The sequence below is a fragment of the Arthrobacter sp. SAFR-044 genome (assembly GCF_051965175.1).
In the GTDB taxonomy this organism is placed as follows: domain Bacteria; phylum Actinomycetota; class Actinomycetes; order Actinomycetales; family Micrococcaceae; genus Arthrobacter.
In genome coordinates this window covers 325032-345996 of record NZ_JBQCMK010000002.1, presented here as the reverse complement: position 1 = coordinate 345996, position 20965 = coordinate 325032, and the positions used below count along the sequence as shown (strand labels likewise).

The window sequence follows — 20965 nt, the reverse complement described above, 5'->3', positions numbered from 1 at the left end:
GCTGGAATCCATGACTATCAATCCGGACCTGCAGGGCCGCAGCTACCCTGCCGCAGAGGTGTACGACGTCGGCCGCGAAAAAATACGCGAGTTCGCGCGCGCAGTAAAGGCCACCCACCCTGCGCACTTTGACGTGGACGCAGCAAAGGCCCTGGGCCACTCCGATCTGGTGGCACCGCCCACTTTCGCCATCATCATTGCCCAGCGCGCCGACGCCCAGCTCATCGAGGATCCGGAAGCCGGCATCGACTTCTCCCGCGTGGTCCATGCCGACCAACGCTTCACGCACCACCGGCCCATCGTTGCCGGCGACCGGCTTGTCGCCGAACTGCATGTCGACGGCGTCCGCGCCATGGGCGGCGGCGCCATGATCACCACCCGCTCGGAGATCCTCGCCCTCGGTGCCGGCGACGCGCGGGAACCCGTCACCACCACCACGTCATCCATCCTGGTCCGCGGAGAGGGACAGTAACCATGAGCCCCAGCTTCAACGAACTCAGCGCCGGACAGGAAATCGGCAGGCGCACCGTCGAGGTCACCCGCACCGACCTGGTCAAGTACGCCGGCGCCTCCGGCGACTTCAACCCCATCCACTGGAACGAAGCCTTCGCCACCGGCGTGGAACTGCCCGGCGTCATCGCGCACGGCATGTTCACCATGGGCTCGGCCGTCCAGCTGGTGACTGACTGGGCAGGCGACCCGGCCGCCGTCGTCGACTTCCAGACCCGTTTCACCAAGCCGGTCCTGGTCACGGACACCACCGGAACCGATGAGCCCGGCGCCACCATCGAGGTCAGCGGCACCATTGGAAAGCTCGACGCCGAGGCCGGCACCGCCCGCGTGGACCTTACCGTGGTCTCCGCCGGGCAAAAGGTCCTGATGAAGGCCCAGGCCCTCGTCAAGTTGTCCTAGCCGGCCACGCTGCGGGCATCCTGGATTCGCTCCTGGCCGTGATGGTGATGCCCGCGGTGAGCTTCGTGCTGTCGCCCGGTGGCCCGGAAGCCCAACCAGGTTTCCCTAGTATTGTTGTCGGGTGACTCCCACGCTTCTTTCCTCCCTGACCACATCCGCCGTCGGAGGCCCTGCCGGCAAGTACGTCGAGGCCCGCACCGAGGCGGAGATCATCGACGCCGTCCGGTCGGCGGATGCCGCGGGGGAACAGGTCCTGATTGTCGGCGGCGGGTCCAACCTCCTGGTTTCCGACGACGGGTTCCCCGGGACCGTCATCAGGATCGCCTCCGAGGGGTTCACGGTCAACGCCGAGGACTCGTGCGGGGGAGTGGCGGTGGTGGTGCAGGCCGGCCACAACTGGGACAGGCTGGTGGAGCACGCGGTACGCCACGCCTGGTCCGGAATCGAGGCGTTGTCCGGCATCCCCGGGTCTACCGGTGCCACGCCTGTCCAGAACGTGGGTGCGTACGGGGCCGATGTTTCCCAGACCATCGCGGCCGTCCGCACCTGGGACCGTGAGCGGAATGCTGTACAGACCTTCACCAATTCGGAGTTGAAGTTCGGCTACCGGGACTCCATCCTCAAGCAGACTACGGTCAACGGCTCGCCCCGGTATGTGGTCCTCACCGTCGAGTTCCAGCTGCCGCTGGGGCGGATGAGCGCGCCGATCCGTTACGCCGAGCTGGCCCGGGCCCTCAGCGTGGAAGTTGGCCAGCGCGCCTACGCCAATGACGTCCGCCGCGAAGTGCTCCGCCTGCGTGCCTCCAAGGGGATGGTGTGGGACAGTGCGGACCGGGACACCTACTCCACAGGTTCCTTCTTCACCAACCCCATCGTGCCGGCTGAGGTGGCGGGCAAGCTGCCGGAGACCGCACCCCGTTACCCGGCAGGGCAGGATGGACTGGTGAAACTGTCTGCGGCGTGGCTGATCGACCAGGCAGGCTTCGGGAAGGGCTTCGGCCTGGAAGCGGACGGCGTGGCCGGCGGCCGGGCGTCGCTGTCCACCAAGCACACCCTGGCCATTACCAACCGAGGCTCCGCCAGCGCCGCCGACATGGTGGCCATTGCACGGGAGGTGCGCGCCGGCGTCGAACGCCGCTTCGGCATTTCGCTGAACCCGGAGCCGCTGCTCATCGGCCTCGAACTTTAATCGTCCCGGCAGGCCGCGCCGGGCCTAGGATGGGCGCATGGCTGCATCTGGTGCCCTGCGCGACGGCAGGATGATCGGCAGGCTCCGGCTGGCGTCCCAGCGGCTTGCCGGGATGGAGGCCACCTCCGTGCCGGAGCTGGTCCGCTGGATGACCGCCATGCAGGCCCAGGACCTGCCCGCGGCGCTGTGGGCGGTGGGCGTCCGCGTGCCTGGGGCGGGACTTTCCCAGGTGCGGGCTGCCATTGATGCAGGAACGGTGGTGCGGTCATGGCCCATGCGCGGGACCCTGCATTTGGCCGCTCCCGAAGACTTGCGCTGGATGCTGGACCTCACGGCTGAACGGCTCACCAGGAGCATCGCGGCGCGCCACCGGCAGTTGGACATCAGCTGGGCGGATGTGGAGAAGGCACGCGACCTGGCCCTGGACCGCATCCTGGCTGACGGTCCCATCAGCCGTTCCGGGCTGTTCAAGGTGTTCGACCACGGAGGCCAGCCCACGCAGGGCCAGCGCGGCATCCATCTCCTGGGTTCGCTCTGCCGGCACGGATGGCTGGTGCTGGGGCCCCTTGCCGGAAACCAGCAGCTGATCGCGGCATTCGACGAATGGATACCCTCGTCCCGGAGCCTGGAACGGGAGGAAGCCCTCGCCGAGTTCCTGCTGCGCTACTTCCGCAGCCACGGGCCTGCCACCCTCCGCGACTTCGCCTGGTGGACGCAGCTGCCCCTGACGGAGGCGCGGAGGGCGTTTGAGAACGTCCGGCACGGGCTGGTGGAGCTGGCGTTCGGGGGAACCAGCTATTGGCTGTCCCCGGACGTCGTGGCCCTCCTGGACTCCAGGGTGCCAGGTGCGCGGTCCCTTCACCTGCTGCCCGGTTTCGATGAATTCGTCCTCGGCTACACGGACCGCAGCCTGGTCCTGGCACCGGAGCACTCCGACCTGATCGTTCCCGGTGGCAACGGTGTCTTCAAAAAGACGGTGGTTGCCGCGGGGAAGGTGATTGGCACCTGGGCGCTGCAGGGCAGGGGGCCGCATGCCGTCGTCGTACCCGAACTCTTCGGCGACACCAAGCCCGTCACGGCAGCAGCCGAGGCGGCTGTTGCACGCACCGCCAAACGCTACCTTGCCTTTCTCGGCGGCTGACAAGGGTCCAGGCGCTTTCGCCTCGCAGCGGATGGCTGGCTGGGGGCGAGTAGTGGGCGACAGCAATTCGCGTAGTGGCCACTCTGGCCGTACGGGTCAGGCGGGTTTACCGTGTCTTCATTGCGCGAGCGTGAGCTGCCGAGCTTGCAGAGACAATGGGCGACGGCGCCCACTTGAAGACGCTGCCTGCTTGAACAGGCAGGACTCTCCCCAGAGCAGGAACCACGACGTTAGGGTCGAGGACAAGATGAACATTATGAACCGAATCCGGGTAATAGGGGCCTCCGTCACCCTGGCACTCGGCGCCGCTTTGCTTTCGGTCGCCCCTGCCGCCCATGCCGCAGACGCGATGGTGAGTGTGACCTTTGACGATGGCTGGGCCAGCCAGTACAACAACGCGCTGCCCATCCTGAAGAAGTACGGGGTTCCGGCCACGCTGTACGTCCTCTCGGGATCGATCAACACGCCCGACTACATGACGCAGGCCCAAATACAGGCCTTCGCAGACCGGGGCGACGAGATCGCGTCCCACACAGTCACCCACCCTGACCTGACCAAACTTAAAGCCGCCCAACTCGAAAAAGAGCTTGCCCAAAGCAAGGCCACTCTGCAACAGATGTTCGGTCCGTCCGCGGCGCTGGATTTCGCCTCCCCCTTTGGGGCCTATAACGCGACCACCACTGCGGCCGTCCAGAAGTATTATGCAACCCAGCGCAACACCGACGACGGCTTCAATGCCCGGGCCGGTTTCAACCCCTACAACATCCTGGTGCAGAACGTCGACTCCAGCACCACCACCGCCACGGTCAAGGGCTGGATCAGCTCCGCGAAAGCAAACAACACGTGGCTGGTATTGGTCTACCACGAGGTGGGGGTGAGTATCGGGCAGGACATTTACCATACGCGCACTGCCGTGCTCGATGCCCATATGGCGGCAGTGAAGGACAGCGGCCTGCCCATGGTTACTGTCCGCCAGGGCGCCAACGCCCAGGCCTCAGTGAACGCACCATAAGGGACCCTGGCGAATCCGGGGTAACTAAAAGAGCGGCCCGACCTGCATAAGCACTGCTTTATACAGGTCGGGCCGCTCGTCAGGCAGCTATCGGGGCTACAGCTGCCCCGTGGCGATGTTGAGCATGCGGCGCAGCGGCTCGGCGGCACCCCACAGCAGCTGGTCGCCGACCGTGAACGCGCTGATGTACTGCGGGCCCATCTCCATCTTGCGGATGCGGCCCACCGGGATGTCCAGGGTGCCGGAAGCGGCCACCGGGGTGAGCTCGGCCATGGAGGCTTCCTTGGTGTTGGGAACCACCTTGGCCCACTGGTTGTCCTCGTCCAGCAGCTTCTCGATCTCGGCTACCGACAGGTCCTCGCGCAGCTTCAGCGTCAGGGCCTGGGAGTGGGAGCGCATGGCACCGATGCGGACGCAGAGGCCGTCCATGATCACCCGGTTTTCGTCCGTGGTGCCCAGGATCTTGTTGGTTTCCACCCCGGCCTTCCACTCTTCCTTGGACTGCCCGTTGCCCAGGTCCGCGTCGATCCAGGGGATCAGGGAGCCGGCCAGGGGGACGCCGAACTGGGTGGCGTCGATGTCGGTGCGCTGGTGGGCCAGGACCTTGCGGTCGATCTCCAGGATGGCCGACGCCGGGTCGTCCAGTTCCGTGCTGACCTCGGCGTTGAGCGTGCCGAACTGGCTGAGCAGTTCGCGCATGTGCCGGGCGCCGCCGCCGGAGGCAGCCTGGTAGGTCATGGAGGTTCCCCACTCCACCAGGCCGTTCTTGAACAGGCCGCCGAGGCCCATGAGCATGCAGGAGACGGTGCAGTTGCCGCCGATGAAGTCCTTGGTGCCGTTGACCAGGCCCTTGTCGATGACATCGCGGTTGATGGGGTCCAGCACGATGATCGAGTCGTCATTCATCCGCAGGGTGGAGGCTGCGTCGATCCAGAGGCCGTCCCAGCCGCGGCTGCGGAGGTCGCCGTGAACCTGCTTGGTGTAGTCGCCGCCCTGCGCGGTGACGATAATGGGCAGCTTGGCCAGGGTGTCGAGGTCGAACGCGTTCTCGAGCTTGCCGGCACTGCCTCCTGCTGTTCCAGCAATAGACGGCGCGGCACCTCCCGCGTTGGAGGTGGAGAAGAACACCGGGTTGATGTTGGCGAAGTCGCCCTCGTCCTGCATGCGCTGCATCAGGACGGAACCGACCATGCCGCGCCATCCGACCAAGCCGACGGAAGGGGTAGCTGCTGTAGTCATTCGACTAGTTTAGACTTCGCATCCGGAAGGGCGCAGTCGGTTACGTCACGCCCCGCGTGTACCTCATGCCCGCCGTGCGGTTCATTCGCTGACGTGTCCTGCTCCAGGTTCCGGTACGTGCCGTTCCTTGCGCAGTTTCTTGGCCCGGTATTCATCCCTCGCCATGCTGAAGGTATACCAGGCTCCAAAAATGCTGAACGCGGTGAGGACCAAGGCGCCCCAGAACGGCTGGCCACCATCAGGTAAAGGACGCACCAGTATCACCAGGGAAAGAATGACCAGGACCACCATGACGGCAGCGAGGATTCCCATGCCCCACCACGACCGCACCTGCACGTGTCCGCGCCCGGGAGAAAAACCGATCTCTTCGCCGGGATAGCTGTGCAGTTCCCCTGTACTGGTCCTGCGCAGAACGCGCTTCTCACCCCGGGCAAGAGCGGCCTTGTGCTCGGCATAAACCTCATCATTGCGGCGTTCACGGTCGCGGTCGAATGTCACAGTCAGTCCTGCCGGATGGTTCGGATGTGGCCAAGAAGAGCGGTGTCGTCTACGCCGCTGGTTTCAGTGACGTCTGTCTGCCGGGGTGTGGAGATGCCGATCGTCCAGGATTGGTCGCCGCCGTTCTTCACGTACAGTGTCTGCCCCTTGGGATCTTCGCGGCGGCGGAGTGTGGCGCCGCCTTGGGGGTTATCGCGCAGATGCTGCTTGATCACCATGAAATTGGCCTCGGCGGCTGTAACATCGGGCCGCTGCGCCATGGCCCACCAAGTGAAGTAGGCCCTGGGCTGGAACAGCAGATTAATGTCCCCGCCTTCCATGCCAATGACGCTGTCGCCACCCTCTGCCGTCAGCAGGGAAATCTCCATCCGGCGGCTGGCGGAGGAGAGAAGGGCAGCCACGGCGGCAGTTGGTCCTGACACAGAGAGGAGCCCGTCACTTTCGGCTTTGGCCAAGCCCCGGGCCACCAGTGACGAAGCGCCCGCGCTCACCATGTCCGTGTTGTTCAGATAGCCGTCCACCCTCAGTGCTTCAGCGCTGAGCACGGCAGCGTCCCCGCCCTGGAGGCTTGCAAGGGTAACCATCTCGGCAAAGCCATATCCGATGGCATCCGGCATCGAGGGGGCTTCCGTTGTTGTCTCAGTCATCGTCAGTACCTCTCATTGTGGGCTCAGAATCCAAAGAAGTCGCCGACTTTTTCAGCGGCATCCCCAGCGCCTTCCCAGGCTTCCCCGGCACCATCGGCGATGGATCCGCCGATGGCATTGACTGTTTCCTTGACTATCGGAACATTGTCATAGATGGCCAGCGCTCCGGACGCCACCATCGCCGCAGTTCCTACAGGCGGGGGAGCGAAACTGGCTACTCCCAGGCCGGCCTTGATACCGGAGTAAACGGCAGCACCGGCATCGCCTTCCTTGATGTTGTTGACGGTGTCCAGCACATCAAGGCCAACTCCGATTCCGCCCAGGGCTTTACCGCCGAATTCGAAGAACTTGGCCGCCTTGCCGCCCTCGGCGAGGTTCAGGGCCGTGTCCCACCTGCCGTCGAACAACTCGGAAGAGGTGTTGAAATACTGGCTCAGCATGTTTGAGTCCTGGAACGCCTTCGCGACATTCCGGAAGTCCTTGGAGAACAAGAACTCGGCCACGTTGTCTGCCTTGCTGATGAAATGGGGAAGATCGAACAGTCCTGCCCGCAGATTCGGCAGCGCCTTGGTGAGGTTGTAAATGTCCCAGCCGCTGCGGAAAGGAGAATTGGGGTTCGTGAGCCAGTCCGGGCCCCAGGGATCGTTGCTGCCCTGCCCCGGGATTGCCGGGCGCGGGCCGTTGTTTCCGACAGGCGAACCGGTGCCAGGTCCGCCACCGGCGCCGGAGCCCGAGCCTTTGGTGCTGGCCTTCTCCTGCTCATCAGCGTTCCTGAGCAGCACCTTTGATTCCTGCTGGAGCCGCGAGACAGTTTGCTGAAGAAGCGTGCGGTGGCTGCTGTTCCAGTCAGACCGGAACCGCTGGGCGTCTGCGCCTTTCCAGGCCGGGTTGTTGTTGATCTGGCTGCTCAGCTGCGTGGACTGCTGCTGCAGCAGGTCCGCCGTCTTGCTGAACTGCTGCGCGAGGGTCCGCAGTTGCTCGACGTCGGCGCCCCACAAAGTACCTGCCACCAGGATTCCCCCCAATATTCATCCAACAGCCCCCAGAGTGCTGCGTGCACCAGCCTAGGGCAGGAGCGTGCCGCCCGCGATGGGGCGGTCTCCCCATGCAAACAGCAGCAGTCCCGGGTTTTAGCTTTGGTCCGACTGCTCCAGCACCGCGGCCTTCCGCGCGCGCAGTGCGAAAAACGCCCCGAAGGTGAACACCTGTGTGACCACCACCAGGACGATGGCCCCGGCGATCTTGTTGCCGCCCAGGATCATGGTCAACCCTACGATCGCGGACAGCAGCGCCAGGAGGGGCAGCAACATGTAGCCCAGGACGAACAGGGTTTCCGGTTTCTTCAGCATTTTCCTAGCCCTCGGTCCGTGACCATTTGGTGAATCGGTAGCGTGTGCCGTTGGCGGCCGTGAGCCAGCCATCCGGCGGGACGGAGGCGGTGGCCTCCCAACTGGTGCCAAGCTCGGGGGCGAACGTGTCGCCGTCGGCCTTCACGTCAATGGTGGTGACCACCGCAACGTTGGCGAGGTCGGTCGACTGGCGGAAGACATCGCCGCCGCCGAGGATCCAGACGGTTTCGCCGCCGTCGACGAACTGCGACTCAAGGAGCGCGTCATCCAGGGAGGGAACCACGACGGCGCCCTCCGCCTCGGGCGTGTCGGCCCAGGCTTTCTGCCGGGTAATGACGATGTTGGTGCGGCCGGGCAGGGGCCGGTACTTGTCCGGGAAGGACAGCCAGGTCTTGCGGCCCATGATCACCGGGTGGCCGGTGGTCAGCCGGGTGAAGTGCTTGAGGTCCTCCGGCAGGTGCCAGGGCATGTCTCCGTCCTTGCCGATGACGCCGTCGGACGTCTGCGCCCACACCAGCCCAACACCGGTGATCGACTCGGCCAGTTCCTCCGTAAAGGACTGCGGATCCGTGAAATTTTCGGTGCTCATACAGCGATCGGCGCCTTGATCGTGGGGTGGTGCTGGTAGCCCACCACGTCGAAGTCCTCCAGCGTGTAGTCGAAAATCGAGGCCGGCTTGCGGGTGATCTTCAGCCGCGGGTACTCGTACGGCTCCCGTTCCAGCTGTTTGAGGACCTGGTCCATGTGGTTCTCGTAGATGTGCACGTCCCCGCCGGTCCACACGAATTCGCCGGGTTCAAGGCCCACCTGCTGGGCGACCATGCAGGTAAGAAGTGCGTACGAGGCGATGTTGAAGGGGACGCCCAGGAACATGTCAGCGGAGCGTTGGTAGAGCTGGCAGGAGAGCTTGCCGTTTGCCACGTAGAACTGGAAGAACGCGTGGCAGGGAGGGAGCGCCATGTCGTTGAGCTCGGAGACGTTCCACGCAGACACGATGTGCCGGCGCGAGTCAGGATTGGACTTCAGGTTTTCGATAAGTTCGGCGATCTGGTCGATGTGGCCGCCGTCCGGGGTGGGCCAGCTGCGCCACTGCACGCCGTAGACGGGGCCCAGGTCGCCGTCCTCATCCGCCCACTCGTTCCAGATGGTGACGCCCTGGTCCGTCATCCACTTGATGTTGGTCTCGCCCCGCAGGAACCACAGGAGCTCTACTGCCACGGACTTGAAATGGACCCGCTTGGTGGTGATCAGCGGGAAGCTCCGTGAAAGGTCAAAGCGGATCTGGCGCCCGAAAACGCTGGTGGTTCCGGTGCCCGTGCGGTCCGATTTATGGGTGCCGGTGGCCAGGACATCGCGCAGGAGGTCTTCATAAGGCGTTGGAATGCTCACGCCCCAAGTCTACTTTGAATGCCTCTTGACTCGTGGGAGGGCCGGGTCAGTCATCGAAGGGCTTGAACTGCTCTACCGCTACGACCTGTTTCTTACCGCTGTTGGCCACATGGCAGACCACCACCTCGCCCGGAGACAGGAACGGCTCGCGGGCGGGCAGGAGCTTTGCCAGGTGTGGTGGCATGTGGGTAGCCAATTGCTTGAGCACTGTGGGCAGGGCGGGCCGGTGGGTGCAGACCACCACGGCCCGTTGCTTGTCGACAAGGGATTCGATGACGGCTGCGGTCTTTTTCGGACTGCGCTGGTGCTTGTGCTCGGTCAGGCCTTCCGCCAGCTTCACCTTGGCGCCCGTGGCCCGCGCGTACGGGGCAACGGTGGCAACGCAGCGCAACCAGGGGCTGGTGACAACCCGCATCGGCTTCCATGCCTGCAGGAGCCGCCCCACAGCCTGGGCCTGGCGGGATCCGGTGGCCGCCAGTGGACGCTCACCCTCGGCCTTGCTCCAGGACGCACGCGGCTTGGCCTTGGCATGGCGGAGCACCAGCAGGGGCCACGTGTCCAGCCCGCCGCGTTCATGCGCGTCGCGCAGGTATTCAAGAGGTACGACGTCGGACGGGTTGGACAGCAGGCGGGCGGCCTTTTCGGGGGCACACCACATCACGCTGTCCACCTCCTTGCCGTCCGGAACCAGGGTCTCGCCGTTGACCTTGACCGCCCAGTAATGGACCACCTTGAGGCCAGAGGCCACGTGGTAGTGGATGGGCGGCAGCGGTATGCCCAGCGGCGCTTTGAGCCCGATCTCCTCCCACACCTCACGGAGGGCGCATTCCGGGACGGTTTCGCCGGCGTCGATTTTTCCCTTGGGCCAGGACCAATCGTCATAACGGGGCCGGTGGATCAGCAGGACCTCCAGGCCGTCCCTGCCGGCGCGCCAGGGGATGGCGCCCGCAGCGGTGACGGCTACCGGTTCCCCCGGGTGGTCAGTCTGGTCGGCTACGAGTGCATCGCTCGACAACGCGGCTGCCTATCGCCGGCTCAGGCTGCGTTGCCGCGGCCGGGACGCCAACAGCCAGGACTGGACGTCTTCAAGCGGCTTCCCGTCCTCGGACAGGTGGTGCCGGATCCAGCGGCCCTCGTTGTCCAGGTGCCAGCTGGAGGTTTCCGGGTCCATGTAGCGGCGCAGGAGGTCAAGGACGTAGGTGATGTCGTCCGGGCTGCTCAGCTGCACCAGCGCCTCCACCCGGCGGTCCAGGTTCCGGTGCATCATGTCCGCGGATCCGATGTACACCACGGGGTCCCCGCCGTTGGCAAAGGCGAACACCCGCGAGTGTTCAAGGAACCGGCCCAGGATGGAACGCACCGTGATGTTGTCGCTCAGGCCGGGAACGCCGGGGCGCAGCGAGCAGATGCCGCGGACCACCACGTCTACCTTCACGCCCGCCTGGGATGCGCGGTACAGGGAGTCGATGATGGCTTCGTCCACCATCGAGTTCACCTTGATCTGCACATGGCCCGGCACACCTGCCCGGGCGTTGCGGATCTCCGTCTCGATCCGGTCGATGAGGCCGGACCGCACGGAGCGGGGCGCCACCAGGAGCCGCTTGAACGTCGACTTGGGGGCGTAGCCGGAAAGCTGGTTGAACAGCTTGGAAAGGTCCTCGCCCACCTGGTCATTGGCAGTCAGCAGGCCCAGGTCCTCGTAATACCGTGCGGTGCGCGGATGGTAGTTGCCTGTGCCGATGTGGCAGTAGCGGCGCAGCCCGTCCACTTCCTGCCGCACCACCAGCGAAAGCTTGCAGTGCGTCTTCAGGCCCACGATTCCGTACACCACGTGCACGCCGGCCTGTTCCAGTTTGCGGGCCCAGGAGATGTTGGCCTGCTCATCGAACCTTGCCTTGATTTCCACCAGGGCCAGGACCTGCTTGCCGGCCTCGGCGGCATCGATCAGGGCGTCCACAATGGGGGAGTCACCGGAGGTGCGGTAGAGGGTCTGCTTGATGGCCTGGACCTTCGGGTCCGACGCAGCCTGCTCCAGGAACGCCTGAACAGAGGTGGAGAACGAATCGTACGGGTGGTGCAGCAGGATGTCCCGGCGCCGCATGGCAGCAAAGACGTTGGCGGCCTTGGATGTTTCGGACTCGTTCAGGTACCGCGAGGTATGCGGAACGTGCTTGGGGTAGTGCAGGTCCGCCCGGTCGATACCGGCAATGACGGACAGGCCCCGCATATCCAGCGGCGCCGGCACCGAGTACACCTCGGACTCTTCGACGCCCAGCTCACGGATCAGCAGCGCCCGGATGTTGGGGTTGATGTCGTTGGTGACTTCCAGCCTGACGGGCGGCCCGAACCGGCGGCGCAGGAGTTCCTTCTCGAGTGCCTGCAGGAGGTTCTCGGCGTCGTCCTCTTCGACCTCCACGTCCTCGTTGCGCGTGACGCGGAAAGTGTGGTGCTCCAGGACCTCCATGCCCGGGAACAGTTTGTCCAGGTGGACGGCGATGACTTCCTCGAGCGCAATGAACCGTGCCACCCGGCCCGGTACCGCACCGGCGCGGGGGCCGTCGATGGAGATCAGCCGCGGCAGCTGGTCCGGGACCTTGACGCGGGCGAAGAGTTCCTTGTCGCTGACCGGGTTCCGGACCACCACGGCGAGGTTCAGCGACAGACCCGAGATGTACGGGAACGGGTGGGCCGGATCCACGGCAAGGGGCGTGAGGATGGGGAAGACTTTTTCCGCGAACATGACGCTGAGCTGCTGCTGGGCGGCGTCGTCCAGTTCCCCCCACTGCATGACGTGGATGTGCTCATAGGCCAGGGCGGGGCGGATCTGCTCGGCAAAAACCTGCGCATGCCGCTGCTGGAGCCGGTGGGCTTCCTCGCTGATCCGCTCCAGGACCTCGACCGGGCTGAGGCCGGCCGGGGAGGGGACGGCAAGTCCGGTGGCGATGCGGCGCTTGAGGCCGGCCACGCGGACCATGAAGAACTCGTCCAGGTTGGAGGCGAAGATGGACAGGAAGCTGACCCGCTCCAGCAGGTGGAGGGTGGAATCTTCCGCCAGTTCCAGGACGCGGGAGTTGAAGGCAAGCCAGCTCAGTTCGCGGTCAAGGAACCGGTCAGGCCTGATGTCGCCTTCCGGCTGCAGGTTCGGCGCGAATTCAGGGATGTCGATCCGGTCCTGGGTGGCCCGTGATGCCGGCACCTCGGAGGAGCCGAAGCGGGCCCGGACAGGCACCGCAACATCCTGGGACGTGGCTGTTCCGGACGGTTCCGGGTTCATGGCTTCTCCTCTAGCTGGCGCTCCAGTGCCGGCGCTTCCGCCCCGCGCGGCTCCATTTCAACCTTACAAGCATTCAACCGCCCCACCGCCTTTGTTTTACGCCGCGCCAGGGATTGGTTCCCGCCCTGCCTACCCGCCGGCGGGGCCGTACATGACGTCCATGTCCCAGCGGGCGAAGCCGAGCCGGCGGTACAGGGCAACGGCCGGGGCGTTGTCCGCATCCACGTAGAGCATCACGCCGTTCAGTCCCGCGTCCCGAAGGTGCTTGATGCCGGCAATGGTCAAAGCCTTGCCCAGCCCCGTGCCCTGTGCCTCCGGTGTCACGCCCACCACGTAAACCTCGCCGATGGCAGGGTGCTCGCCGTGGCGGGGGTGGACCTTGGTCCAGTGGTACCCCAGCAGGCGCCCGTCCCGGTCTTCCGCCAGGAGGAAACCGGACGGGTCGAACCAGTCCTCCGCCATGCGCGCCTCGAGGTCGGTCCTGGTGAGGCTGCCCTGCTCAGGGTGGTGGGCGAAGGCCGCCCGGTTGGCGGCCAGCCAGGCTTCCTCATCCTTGCCCGGCACGAAGGCGCGGATGGCCACCCCGTCCGGAAGGCCGGCGTCGGGCAGGTCCGCGCCCGCCGTCGTCATCCGCATCTTCCACAACTCGCGCACCGGCGCGTACCCGTAGCGGGCAGCAAGGTCGGCCGCGGCCTCGTGGTTGCCGTGGGACCACGCGTTGAGCCCGTCAAAGCCGCGGACTTCCTTTAGCGCGCCCACCAGCCGGTCCGCCACACCCTGGTTCCGGTAGGAGGGATGGACGGCGATTTCCAGGATGCCGGTTCCGTCCGGCTCTTCAACCACGACGGCGAAGCCCGCCAGATCCTGGCCGGTTACCGGGTCGGAGTCCTCGTCCGGCGCGTAGAGGGCCAGCGTCAGCAGGCTGTGCTCCCCTGAATCCCCGGCGCGCATGGTCACCAGGGTTTGCTCGGAAACAGAGGGATTGCCGTCCGATTCCTCAGCCGCGGCCAAAAGGTCGCGGCAGTCTTTCAGCAGTTGCTGGTCCACTCCGCCCCGGACGACATGGACGGGCCACTTCTGCGGATGCGCTGGAGTCATGAGCCAAGGCTATATGCCGGCGCCGGTCCAGGCTCAGGCCTCGGTGAGTTCATCTTCCTGCTGCCGGACCAGGGTGAGGCGGTAGCCCACGTTCCTGACGGTGCTGATCAGGTTCTCGTGGTCCGCGCCGAGCTTGGCACGAAGCCGCCGGACGTGGACATCCACCGTGCGTGTGCCGCCGTAGTAGTCGTAGCCCCAGACCTCGGTCAGCAATTGCTGCCGGGTGAAAACGCGGCCGGGATGCTGCGCCAGGTATTTCAGGAGTTCGAACTCCTTGAAGGTCAGGTTCAGCGGGGCCCCGTTGACCCGGGCGGTGTAGCTTGCCTCATCGATGACGACGCCGGCGGCACGGATCTCGCTCGGCGTGTCTTCCTGCTCGGGCACCGCCCGGGCAACGGACAGCCGGATGCGGGCCTCCACCTCGGCGGGCCCGGCGGAATCAAGGACGATGTCGTCAACTGCCCAGGCGGAGGACACCGCCGCCATGCCGCCCTCAGTGAGGATCAGCACGAGCGGGGCGCTGAGGCCAGTGGCTTTCAGGAGCTGGGTGAGGGAGCGGGCCCCCACCAGGTCCTTGCGCGCGTCGAGCAGGACAATGTCGCAGGGGTCTGTTTCGAGGAGGGCCGTCGGCTCGGCGGGGAGGATATGGACCCTGTGGTTCAGCAGCTCAAGGGCAGGCAGGATGTCCACCGAAGAACCGGTGCTGTTGGTCAGTAACAGGATGTGCGACATTGTTCCTCCAAGGGCCGTCCGCGCATCGTTGGGCGACTGAACCGGATTCTCACCGGCCGGTACTGGCTTCCTGCAGGAGGTTTTGGTCCGTCAGCATGCCGCCGGCCAGCCACCTCAGCAGGGAGCGTAGCTGAACCTTGAGTATACCCGGCAGCCCCTTCCACGCCACAGATCCGGGACGTGGACAGACGCATTTTGCGACATATCCAGTTCATATAAGGCAGGATTGGACCAGGGCGGACCCGCCCTGCCATGAGGGGGCTGACCAGCCTTCCGGCCGATCGCCAGGATGGGAAAACAGCGCAGTGAGTGCACCGACGAAGCACAGGCCGGGCCCCGCATGACGCCGGAACTGCAGGCACCCGTGCGGTCGCTTGGCTCCTGGACCGTCGGCGTCGTCGGGATCGCCGGCCTCATTGCCATCATCGCGGGGGTGTACGCCTCCCCGGAGGCACTCGTGGTGGTGGGCATCCTGGTTGCCGCAGCGGTGGGTATCGGCTGGCCGCACTTCCTGCGCATTCCCGCCAAGAAGACCCTGGCCGCCGTCATCGCCCTGCCGGGTGCAGGCGCCGCAGTGGCGGCCGCCCTGGCGCCGGCTCCCGGATACCTGGACTGGACGCCGGCCTTCGTTGCACTGGGAATGATGGCCGTCTTCGTGGTGCAGCTGATCCGCGGCACCGGGCAGGCGCAGCGGCTGGAGTCCACCCTGGGCTGCTGCGCCGGTGTCCTGCTGTCCTGCCTCGGCGCCGGCTGGATTGCAGGCTCCCGTTTCAACGGTGTCCGCGAGATGCTCCTGGTGGCGGCCATCAGCGCGGCGGTGGCCCTGCTGGCCGGGCTCATCCGCTGGCCGGACAGCATCGTTGCTCCGCTGGGTGTGGTGCTTGCAGGCCTGGCCGGTCCGCTCGCGGGGCTGGTCCTGTCGGACATCGCCGTCCTGCCGGCCGCCGTCTTCGGTGTGGTTGTGGGTGCCGTCCTTGCGAGCTTCAGGCGGCTGGCCACGCTCCGCGGCGCTCCACTGAACATCCCGGCGGCGCTGGGCATGGGCCTTGCCCCTGTTTCGGCCGTCGGATCCCTCGCGTACTTCATAGACAAACTACTCATCTACTAACGGGTTAGGATGGCACCATGTCCGTACTTGCTTTTGAAATCTTCTTCCTTGTCCTGCTCGGCCTCGCGAGCGTGTCCATGGCCTGGTTCGCCGGCTTCGTGGTCTACCGCCTCTTCAAGGGCCAGAAGTAGCCACCCCTTTACCAGGACCGGCCGTTTCTGGAGGTAATACCAATGCCTATTGAGATTCCTACAGACCTGACCCCCGAACTGGTCCCCCTTTCCTGGCTCATTGGTGAGTGGGAGGGCCGTGGCCGGCTGGGCAGCGGCGATGAGGATTCCGAACACTTCCTGCAGCACGTTTCCTTCACCCACAACGGCCTGCCGTACCTGCAGTACCGTGCCGAAAGCTGGCTGACCGACGACGAGGGAACGCGCCTGCGGCCCCTTACCGTCGAGACGGGCTTCTGGGCGCTGGAGCGCAAGCAGCTTGATGCTGACGGCGGTCCCGGGCTGGTGCCTGCGGATATCGTGCCGGTGCTGAAGAGTGCCGACGAGGTTGAAGCGCTGCGCAACAAGGACGGCGGATTCGACATCTCCGTGTCCATCTCGCACCCCGGCGGAATCTCTGAGCTGTACTACGGCCAGATCAAGGGCCCCCAGATCCAGCTGACCACCGACATGGTGATGCGCGGCAGCCACTCGAAGGACTACAGCGCGGCCACCCGCATTTTCGGCCTGGTGGACGGCAACCTTTTGTGGCGGTGGGACGTTGCCACTGGCGGCGAGGCAGGGAAGGGCCTGGAGGCGCACGCCTCCGCGTTCCTGCACCGGGTTTCCTGACCAAAAAGAGGGTCTCCCGACCCACGAAAAAGGGGAGCGGCACCGTGGAAGAAAGTACCCGGGAAACAGCAGGGGCGGCGGTGGGTTACAGCGACCTGAAGGCTGTCTTCTTCAACGGCACGCTGAAAAAGTCGCCCCAGACATCCAACACGGACGGACTGATCCGCATCAGCCGCCTGATCATGGAAAAACAGGGCGTCAGCACCACGGTGATCCGCACGGTTGACCACGACATCGCCAGCGGCGTCTACCCGGATATGACCCAGTACGGCTCGGCCACCGACGCGTGGCCCGAGCTTTACCCCGCCGTCCAGGCGGCCGACATTGTGGTGGTCGCCGGACCCATCTGGCTGGGGGACAACTCCTCCCAGACCAAGAAGCTGATCGAACGCCTTTACGCCCATTCCGGTGAGCTCAACAGCAAGGGCCAATGGGCGTTTTACCCGAAAGTCGGTGGCTGCCTGATCACCGGAAACGAGGACGGAATCAAGCATTGCGCCATGAACGTCCTGTACAGCCTGCAGCACATCGGGTTCAGCATTCCCCCGCAGGCCGACGCCGGATGGATCGGGCCCGTAGGGCCCGGCCCGAGTTACCTGGACGAAGGCTCTGGCGGCCCGGAGACGGACTTCACCAACCGGAACACCACGTTCATGACCTGGAACCTCCTGCACCTGGCGCGGATGCTGAAGGACGCCGGGGGCTACCCCGCGTACGGAAACCTGCCGGGTGAATGGGCTGCCGGAACACGATTCGATTTTGAAAACCCGGAATACCGCTGACCCCCAAGGACTTCTACTTCATATGACTACGCCCAGCCCTTTGTTGTCGCGCCCCGGGGCCGTCGAGGCCACCGGCCCTGACGCCGGGGTCGCCGCCCACTACGGCGAGCCGCTGCGCGAGCAGCGCGCACTCGCCGCCGGAACCGCCGTCGTCGACCTTTCCCACCGCGGCGTGGTCACCGTCACCGGGCCTGACCGCCTCAGCTGGCTCAATACCCTGTCCTCACAGCAGGTGGCAGCGCTGAAGCCGGGGGAGTCCAGCGAACTGCTGCTCCTCAGCGTCCAGGGCCGCATCGAGTTCGACGCCCGGGTGATCGATGACGGGGAGACCACTTGGCTGATCGTTGAGGCCGCCGAAGCCGCCCCGCTGGCCGAGTACCTCAACCGGATGAAGTTCATGCTGCGGGTGGAGATCGCGGACGCCTCGGCGGACTGGGCCGTTATGGGCAGCACGCGGGCCGTGCCCGAATGGTCCGGACACCTCGCCTGGCAGGACCCGTGGCCGCACGTTTCCGCCGGCGGATACTCCTACGCCACCGTCTCTGAGGAGAACCATCCCGGGCTTGAGCGTCCATGGTTCGAGTACCTGATCCCCGCCGCCGGGCTGGAGGACGCGGTCGCCGGGCGCGCGCTGGCGGGTGTGCTCGCCGCAGAGGCGCTCCGGGTGGCCGCCTGGCGCCCCCGCATCGGCGCCGAGACGGATGACAAGACCATCCCGCACGAACTGGACCTGCTGCGCACCGCCGTGCACCTGGCCAAGGGCTGCTACAAAGGCCAGGAAACCATCGCCCGCGTCCACAACCTGGGCCACCCGCCGCGCCGGCTGGTGTTCCTGCAGCTGGACGGTTCGCAGCACACCCTGCCCGCTGCCGGCAGCCCCGTCATGGCCGGGGAACGGAAAGTGGGAACGGTGACCTCGGTGGCGCAGCACTATGAAATGGGCCCCGTCGCCCTGGCAGTCATCAAGCGTTCCGTGGCCCCGGATGAAATACTGACGGTCCTGGACGGCGATGAGCCGTATCCGGCCGCCCAGGAACTCATTGTTGCCCCCGACGCCGGCCAGGTAGTGGGGCGCCAGACCGGATTCCTGAGGGGGCCACGCTGATGACCGAGAACACCACGCCCGTCCATGCTGGGGCGGAGGCAACGGAAGGGCACGACGACGACGCCCTGGCTTTGGCGCATACGCTCTTCCAGGCTGCCCGTGACGGAAGCAATGAGCTGCTGGGTGCCTACCTTGACGCCGGCGTTCCCGCCACCATGACCAACTCAGCCGGCGACTCCCTGCTCATGCTGGCCGCCTACCATGGGCATGCCGGTACCGTGCAGCTCCTCCTGCAGCACGGCGCCGATGCCAATACCGCCAATGACAGGGGCCAGACCCCGCTCGCCGGAGCCGCATTCAAGGGCTACTCGGACGTGGCAGGCATCCTGCTGGAAGCCGGAGCGGATCCGGATGCCGGTGCACCCTCCGCCCGCGCCGCGGCGCAGATGTTTGCCCGCACGGAGATCCTGGACCTCCTGGGCTGATCTTCCGGGTTTCCGCCCGGCACCAACCAAAACTTCCCAAAGGATGACCGAGTGGAAAACGTAGCAAAGCCGTGGCCGGCGCTGTGGTCCCTGGTGATCGGGTTCTTCATGATCCTGATCGACACCACCATCGTGTCCGTAGCCAACCCCCGCATCATGGAGGGCCTGGACGCCGACATCAACTCGGTGATCTGGGTGACCAGCGCCTACCTGCTGGCCTACGCCGTCCCCCTGCTCATCACCGGCCGGCTCGGCGACAGGTTCGGTCCCAAGAAGCTTTACCTTTCCGGCCTGGTGGTGTTCACCCTTGCCTCCTTGTGGTGCGGCCTGTCCGGTGATGTCGGGATCCTGATCGCTGCCCGTGTCCTCCAGGGCCTTGGCGCGGCCATGATGACACCGCAGACCATGGCCGTGATCACCCGGATCTTCCCGCCGGACCGGCGCGGCTCGGCGATGGCCGTCTGGGGCGCGACCGCGGGGATGGCGACCCTCGTGGGGCCCATCCTGGGCGGGATCCTGGTGGACGGCCTTGGCTGGGAGTGGATCTTCTTCATCAACGTGCCCATCGGCGTCGTGGGCTTCATCCTGGCGCTGCGCAACGTCCCGGCCCTCAGCACCCACCCGCACCGGTTCGATATCCCCGGGGTCCTGCTGAGTGCCGTCGGGCTGTTCCTGCTGGTCTTCGGCATCCAGGAAGGCGAGACGTACAACTGGGGCACCATCACCGGACCGATCAGCGTGTGGGGCCTGATCATCAGCGGCCTCGTGGTGCTCGCCGCCTTTGTGCTGTGGCAGCGCTTCAACAAGGGCGAGCCGCTGCTGCCGCTGGCACTGTTCCGGGACAGGAACTTTTCGCTGGCCAACATCGGCATCACTACGGTGGGCTTCACGGTGACGGCCTTCAGCCTGCCGCTGATCTTCTACTATCAGCTGGTCCGGGGCCTTACCCCTACGCAGTCCGCCCTGATGATGGTGCCCATGGCGCTGATCTCCGGCGGGCTGGCACCCGTGGTGGGGAAACTGGTGGACCGGGTCAACCCCAAATACATCACCGCCACCGGCCTGGTCCTCATGGCAGTGGCGCTGCTGTGGAATTCGGCACTGATGCAGCCGGACACGCCCATCCTCATGTTCCTGCTGCCCAGCGCGGTCCTCGGCTTTGCCAACGCCGGCATCTGGGCGCCGCTGAGCACCACCGCCACCCGGAACCTGCCGCCGCGGCAGGCCGGTGCAGGGTCGGGGGTCTACAACACCACCCGCCAGATCGGCGCGGTACTGGGCAGCGCAGCCATCGCCGTGCTGATCCAGTCCCGGCTGGCCGCCGAGCTGCCCACGGGTGGGCCAGGCGGGGCGGCCGGGGAGGGGCTGGCGATGGGCGGCTCGCTTCCGGAGTTCCTGCATGCGGGATTCTCGACGGCGATGGGCCAGTCCATCCTGCTGCCCGCCGGAGTGATCCTGGTGGGGGCAGCGGTGGCATTGTTCTTCGCCAAGCCGCAGCCGGTCCAGGGCTGGGGCGCGCAGGGAAAGCCGCAGGATCAGGCGTCAGCGAAGGTGGACGCTGGTCTGGATTCCGCCGGCTGAGAGGCCCAGCTTCCGGGCCAGTGCCAGGCAACCGGTGTTGCTGACGTCTGCACGCCACTGCAGCGTCAGCCCGGCGGCAAGGGCTTCATGGGCGGCAATGGAACCGGCCAATGAGCCAAGGCCGCGCCGCCGCCAGTCGGGATCCACCAGCACGCCCATGTTGGCCAGCAGGCCTTCCCATTCCCCATAAGCGCCGCAGGCCAGCGGTACACGCCTGCCATCCTGCTCGTGCACGATCGTGTAGCGGTTCTCGAGGTCGGACAGGCCCACCTCGTTGACGTCGTCCGGCGGGCACCTGCCTTCCAGTTCGATCGCCTCCGGATTCCCGTGCGAGACGGTCAGTTCCTCGGAGGGCTGCTGCAGTGGCAGGTCGTCGGCGAAGAACAGGGCGGCGGCACCGAGTCCGTGGCCGCCCTGCTCCCTGGTCAGTTTCAGCAAGGTGACGTGCTGGGCCATCTCCTCGTCGGGAATGTCCGCCGCGGCGTCAATGACGCTCCGTGGCCCCACCAGGGCGGAACTTCCGAACAGCCGCACAAACTCGACGGTCCGGGCCGATTCATCAGCCCGGACTATCCTCTTCCCGGATGCCAGGGCGTCACCGAACGCGTCGTCGTCGAGGCCCAGCCGGCGCGCCCACGCCAACTGGATAATGGCCGCTGAGCCCGGATCGAGTGTCATGGTCCCAGCCTAGGGCGGCCCGGA

At 65.8% G+C, this 20965-nt stretch carries 23 protein-coding genes; 11 read left to right on the top strand and 12 right to left on the bottom strand.

Annotation, left to right across the window (positions count from 1 at the left end; translation table 11 throughout):
- Positions 1-10: 10 nt before the first annotated feature.
- The 5 genes from ACTHQS_RS04365 (at position 11) to ACTHQS_RS04345 (ending at position 4254) form a co-directional block, all read left to right on the top strand.
- Positions 11-472 carry an FAS1-like dehydratase domain-containing protein gene (locus ACTHQS_RS04365; RefSeq protein WP_440166378.1) on the top strand — a complete coding sequence of 154 codons (462 nt, stop codon included), beginning with the start codon at positions 11-13 and terminating at the stop codon, positions 470-472.
- A gap of 2 nt (positions 473-474) precedes the next feature.
- Positions 475-912 (top strand): MaoC family dehydratase, encoded by a 438-nt coding sequence (locus ACTHQS_RS04360; RefSeq protein WP_440166376.1) that lies wholly within the window; start codon positions 475-477, stop codon positions 910-912.
- 121 nt (positions 913-1033) lie between these two features.
- On the top strand, positions 1034-2101 hold the full coding sequence (locus ACTHQS_RS04355) for a UDP-N-acetylmuramate dehydrogenase (protein ID WP_440166374.1): 1068 nt from the start codon (positions 1034-1036) through the stop codon (positions 2099-2101).
- Positions 2102-2138: 37 nt separating this feature from the next.
- Positions 2139-3242: a winged helix DNA-binding domain-containing protein gene (locus ACTHQS_RS04350; protein WP_440166372.1), complete on the top strand. Its 1104-nt coding sequence runs from the start codon at positions 2139-2141 to the stop codon at positions 3240-3242.
- Positions 3243-3489: 247 nt separating this feature from the next.
- Positions 3490-4254 (top strand): polysaccharide deacetylase family protein, encoded by a 765-nt coding sequence (locus tag ACTHQS_RS04345; protein ID WP_440166370.1) that lies wholly within the window; start codon positions 3490-3492, stop codon positions 4252-4254.
- Between the two features lie 96 nt (positions 4255-4350).
- Here the strand turns inward: ACTHQS_RS04345 and asd are convergent, their stop codons facing one another.
- The 11 genes from asd to ACTHQS_RS04290 all read right to left on the bottom strand — a co-directional run bounded on the left by asd (position 4351) and on the right by ACTHQS_RS04290 (position 14480).
- Positions 4351-5493 (bottom strand): aspartate-semialdehyde dehydrogenase, encoded by a 1143-nt coding sequence (gene asd / locus ACTHQS_RS04340; protein ID WP_440166368.1) that lies wholly within the window; start codon positions 5491-5493, stop codon positions 4351-4353.
- Positions 5494-5574: 81 nt separating this feature from the next.
- A complete protein-coding gene (locus tag ACTHQS_RS04335) occupies positions 5575-5991 on the bottom strand; it encodes a hypothetical protein (RefSeq protein ID WP_440166366.1) in 417 nt (138 codons plus the stop codon).
- 2 nt (positions 5992-5993) lie between these two features.
- Complete coding sequence (locus ACTHQS_RS04330; RefSeq protein WP_440166364.1) at positions 5994-6638, bottom strand: hypothetical protein; 645 nt, start codon at positions 6636-6638, stop codon at positions 5994-5996.
- A gap of 23 nt (positions 6639-6661) precedes the next feature.
- Positions 6662-7648 carry a hypothetical protein gene (locus tag ACTHQS_RS04325; RefSeq protein WP_440166362.1) on the bottom strand — a complete coding sequence of 329 codons (987 nt, stop codon included), beginning with the start codon at positions 7646-7648 and terminating at the stop codon, positions 6662-6664.
- Between the two features lie 120 nt (positions 7649-7768).
- Positions 7769-7987 (bottom strand): NF038396 family protein, encoded by a 219-nt coding sequence (locus ACTHQS_RS04320; protein WP_018760496.1) that lies wholly within the window; start codon positions 7985-7987, stop codon positions 7769-7771.
- A 4-nt stretch (positions 7988-7991) separates the two neighbouring features.
- Positions 7992-8576, bottom strand: a complete 585-nt coding sequence (locus tag ACTHQS_RS04315) for a dihydrofolate reductase (protein WP_440166360.1) — start codon at positions 8574-8576, stop codon at positions 7992-7994.
- Positions 8573-9376, bottom strand: a complete 804-nt coding sequence (locus ACTHQS_RS04310; RefSeq protein WP_440166358.1) for a thymidylate synthase — start codon at positions 9374-9376, stop codon at positions 8573-8575. Before ACTHQS_RS04310 ends, ACTHQS_RS04315 begins: the two co-directional genes overlap by 4 nt.
- Positions 9377-9422: 46 nt before the next feature.
- Entirely contained in the window at positions 9423-10391 is a 969-nt protein-coding gene (locus ACTHQS_RS04305) for an NUDIX hydrolase (RefSeq protein WP_440166356.1), read from the bottom strand.
- 9 nt (positions 10392-10400) lie between these two features.
- Positions 10401-12650 (bottom strand): RNA degradosome polyphosphate kinase, encoded by a 2250-nt coding sequence (locus ACTHQS_RS04300; RefSeq protein ID WP_440166353.1) that lies wholly within the window; start codon positions 12648-12650, stop codon positions 10401-10403.
- 129 nt (positions 12651-12779) lie between these two features.
- Positions 12780-13748 carry a mycothiol synthase gene (gene mshD / locus ACTHQS_RS04295; RefSeq protein WP_440166351.1) on the bottom strand — a complete coding sequence of 323 codons (969 nt, stop codon included), beginning with the start codon at positions 13746-13748 and terminating at the stop codon, positions 12780-12782.
- A 33-nt stretch (positions 13749-13781) separates the two neighbouring features.
- Positions 13782-14480: a winged helix-turn-helix transcriptional regulator gene (locus ACTHQS_RS04290; protein ID WP_159631339.1), complete on the bottom strand. Its 699-nt coding sequence runs from the start codon at positions 14478-14480 to the stop codon at positions 13782-13784.
- Between the two features lie 340 nt (positions 14481-14820).
- On the opposite strand from ACTHQS_RS04290, the gene ACTHQS_RS04285 reads away from it, so the two are divergent.
- The 6 genes from ACTHQS_RS04285 to ACTHQS_RS04260 all read left to right on the top strand — a co-directional run bounded on the left by ACTHQS_RS04285 (position 14821) and on the right by ACTHQS_RS04260 (position 20263).
- Positions 14821-15588, top strand: coding sequence for a permease (locus tag ACTHQS_RS04285; RefSeq protein WP_440166665.1), 768 nt, complete (start codon positions 14821-14823; stop codon positions 15586-15588).
- A gap of 173 nt (positions 15589-15761) precedes the next feature.
- A complete protein-coding gene (locus ACTHQS_RS04280) occupies positions 15762-16370 on the top strand; it encodes an FABP family protein (protein ID WP_142133067.1) in 609 nt (202 codons plus the stop codon).
- A gap of 44 nt (positions 16371-16414) precedes the next feature.
- Positions 16415-17152, top strand: coding sequence for a flavodoxin family protein (locus ACTHQS_RS04275; protein WP_440166348.1), 738 nt, complete (start codon positions 16415-16417; stop codon positions 17150-17152).
- 22 nt (positions 17153-17174) lie between these two features.
- Positions 17175-18257, top strand: a complete 1083-nt coding sequence (gene ygfZ, locus ACTHQS_RS04270) for a CAF17-like 4Fe-4S cluster assembly/insertion protein YgfZ (RefSeq protein WP_440166346.1) — start codon at positions 17175-17177, stop codon at positions 18255-18257.
- On the top strand, positions 18257-18682 hold the full coding sequence (locus tag ACTHQS_RS04265; RefSeq protein WP_440166344.1) for an ankyrin repeat domain-containing protein: 426 nt from the start codon (positions 18257-18259) through the stop codon (positions 18680-18682). Before ygfZ ends, ACTHQS_RS04265 begins: the two co-directional genes overlap by 1 nt.
- Before the next feature lie 51 nt (positions 18683-18733).
- Positions 18734-20263, top strand: coding sequence for a DHA2 family efflux MFS transporter permease subunit (locus ACTHQS_RS04260; protein ID WP_440166342.1), 1530 nt, complete (start codon positions 18734-18736; stop codon positions 20261-20263).
- Here ACTHQS_RS04260 and ACTHQS_RS04255 read toward each other — a convergent pair.
- Positions 20225-20941 (bottom strand): GNAT family N-acetyltransferase, encoded by a 717-nt coding sequence (locus tag ACTHQS_RS04255; RefSeq protein WP_440166340.1) that lies wholly within the window; start codon positions 20939-20941, stop codon positions 20225-20227. The genes ACTHQS_RS04260 and ACTHQS_RS04255 overlap by 39 nt on opposite strands.
- Positions 20942-20965: the final 24 nt, after the last annotated feature.

Excerpts from the sequence above, each read along its gene's own strand:
- ACTHQS_RS04365 (WP_440166378.1), top strand. The coding sequence starts at position 11 with ATGACTATCAATCCGGACCTGCAGGGCCGCAGCTACCCTGCCGCAGAG.
- ACTHQS_RS04360 (WP_440166376.1), top strand. The coding sequence starts at position 475 with ATGAGCCCCAGCTTCAACGAACTCAGCGCCGGACAGGAAATCGGCAGG.
- ACTHQS_RS04350 (WP_440166372.1), top strand. The coding sequence starts at position 2,139 with ATGGCTGCATCTGGTGCCCTGCGCGACGGCAGGATGATCGGCAGGCTC.
- ACTHQS_RS04345 (WP_440166370.1), top strand. The coding sequence starts at position 3,490 with ATGAACATTATGAACCGAATCCGGGTAATAGGGGCCTCCGTCACCCTG.
- asd (WP_440166368.1), bottom strand. The coding sequence starts at position 5,493 with ATGACTACAGCAGCTACCCCTTCCGTCGGCTTGGTCGGATGGCGCGGC.
- ACTHQS_RS04330 (WP_440166364.1), bottom strand. The coding sequence starts at position 6,638 with ATGACTGAGACAACAACGGAAGCCCCCTCGATGCCGGATGCCATCGGA.
- ACTHQS_RS04320 (WP_018760496.1), bottom strand. The coding sequence starts at position 7,987 with ATGCTGAAGAAACCGGAAACCCTGTTCGTCCTGGGCTACATGTTGCTG.
- ACTHQS_RS04315 (WP_440166360.1), bottom strand. The coding sequence starts at position 8,576 with ATGAGCACCGAAAATTTCACGGATCCGCAGTCCTTTACGGAGGAACTG.
- ACTHQS_RS04300 (WP_440166353.1), bottom strand. The coding sequence starts at position 12,650 with ATGAACCCGGAACCGTCCGGAACAGCCACGTCCCAGGATGTTGCGGTG.
- mshD (WP_440166351.1), bottom strand. The coding sequence starts at position 13,748 with ATGACTCCAGCGCATCCGCAGAAGTGGCCCGTCCATGTCGTCCGGGGC.
- ACTHQS_RS04290 (WP_159631339.1), bottom strand. The coding sequence starts at position 14,480 with ATGTCGCACATCCTGTTACTGACCAACAGCACCGGTTCTTCGGTGGAC.
- ACTHQS_RS04285 (WP_440166665.1), top strand. The coding sequence starts at position 14,821 with ATGACGCCGGAACTGCAGGCACCCGTGCGGTCGCTTGGCTCCTGGACC.
- ACTHQS_RS04280 (WP_142133067.1), top strand. The coding sequence starts at position 15,762 with ATGCCTATTGAGATTCCTACAGACCTGACCCCCGAACTGGTCCCCCTT.
- ygfZ (WP_440166346.1), top strand. The coding sequence starts at position 17,175 with ATGACTACGCCCAGCCCTTTGTTGTCGCGCCCCGGGGCCGTCGAGGCC.
- ACTHQS_RS04265 (WP_440166344.1), top strand. The coding sequence starts at position 18,257 with ATGACCGAGAACACCACGCCCGTCCATGCTGGGGCGGAGGCAACGGAA.
- ACTHQS_RS04255 (WP_440166340.1), bottom strand. The coding sequence starts at position 20,941 with ATGACACTCGATCCGGGCTCAGCGGCCATTATCCAGTTGGCGTGGGCG.